Origin of the sequence: Sphaerisporangium melleum, from assembly GCF_014646695.1 — a bacterium.
Lineage (GTDB): Bacteria > Actinomycetota > Actinomycetes > Streptosporangiales > Streptosporangiaceae > Sphaerisporangium > Sphaerisporangium melleum.
On sequence record NZ_BMNT01000114.1, the window covers coordinates 1 to 1,627 of the forward strand.

Annotated in this window: 1 protein-coding gene; it reads left to right on the forward strand. The window is 70.6% G+C overall.

Features of this window, described 5'->3' with window-relative positions:
• Positions 1-202: 202 nt before the first annotated feature.
• Positions 203-1,627, forward strand: a 1,425-nt coding sequence (locus IEY93_RS37350; protein ID WP_189167874.1) for a ricin-type beta-trefoil lectin domain protein, incomplete at its 3' end; no start/stop codon positions are given.

The window sequence follows — 1,627 nt, forward strand, 5'->3', positions numbered from 1 at the left end:
CCGAACAACGCCACCGCCAACGGCACCAAGCTGGTCATCTGGGACTGCAACGGCGGAACCAACCAGCGCTGGACCCGTGTCTGACCCGCACCCCGCAGGCATCACCCTCCCCGGCCGCCGTGCGGCAGGCGGACCGAAGACACCTCCGGCGGGCGGGCGCGTTCCCGCCCGCCGGACCCGACGCACATCCGCAAGGAGTCACATGCGCAGAATCCTCCGCTGGACGCTGGCCGCGGCCCTCGCCGCCGGCTCCCTGGTCACGATCGGCGGCGGCACCTCGCCGGCGCTCGCTCTGGAGAACGGGCTCGCCCGTACCCCCCAGATGGGGTGGAACGACTGGAACACCTTCGGCTGCAACATCAACGAGACGCTGATCCGGCAGACCGCCGACGTCATGGTCTCCAGCGGCATGGCGGCGGCCGGGTACCAGTACGTCAACATCGACGACTGCTGGTCGACCAAGAGCCGCAACGCAAGCGGCGACCTGGTGGCCGACCCGGCGAAGTTCCCCAGCGGCATCAAGGCCCTGGCCGACTACGTCCACTCCAAGGGGCTGAAGCTCGGCATCTACTCCTCGGCCGGGACCACCACCTGCGCGGGCTACCCGGCCAGCCTGGGCAACGAGCGGCGGGACGCCGCTCTGTGGGCGTCCTGGGGCATCGACTACCTGAAGTACGACAACTGCGGCGACCACCAGGGCAAGAACGGGCAGCAGCGCTACACCGCGATGCGCGACGCGCTGGCCGCCACCGGCCGGCCCATCGTGTACAGCCTGTGCAACTGGGGCCAGGAGAGCGTGTGGACCTGGGGGATGCCCACGGGCAACTCCTGGCGCACGACCGGTGACATCTTCGCCAACTGGGGCTCGATCACCGGCATCCTGGACCAGCAGGTGGGGCTGGAGGCGTACTCCGGACCGGGCGGCTGGAACGACCCGGACATGCTGGAGGTCGGCGTCGGCTCCCTGACGGCGACCGAGGGCCGCGCGCACTTCAGCCTGTGGGCCCTGCTGAACGCGCCGCTCATCGCCGGCAACGACATCAGGTCGATGAGCGCGGACACCCGTACGACCCTCACCAACACCGAGGTCATCGCGGTCAACCAGGACTGGGGTGGCAAGCAGGGCCACAAGATCAGCGACAACGGCAACCTGGAGGTGTGGCGCAAGCCGATGTCCAACGGGTCGGTCGCGGTGGTGCTGCTCAACCGTGGCACGTCCACGGCGACCGTCTCCACCACCACCTCGGCCCTCGGGCTCGGCGCCGCGTCCTCCTACTCGGTGCGCGACCTGTGGGCGCACACCACCGGCTCCTCGTCCGGGACGATCAGCGCGTCGGTGCCCGGCCACGGCGCGGCGATGTACATCGTGAGCGGCGGCGGCACCCCGCCGTCCCCGACGCCCACGCCCTCTCCCACGCCGACGCCGTCGCCGACTCCGCCGGGCGGCGCGGGGACGATCAAGGGTGTGGGGTCGGGCCGGTGCCTGGACGTGACCGGGGGCGCGGCGGCCAACGGCGCGCAGGCGCAGATCTATGACTGCAACGGTCAGGCCGGTCAGCAGTGGACCTCCACCAGTGCCGGTGAGCTGCGGGTGTACGGCAACAAGTGCCTGGACGTCAACAACCGG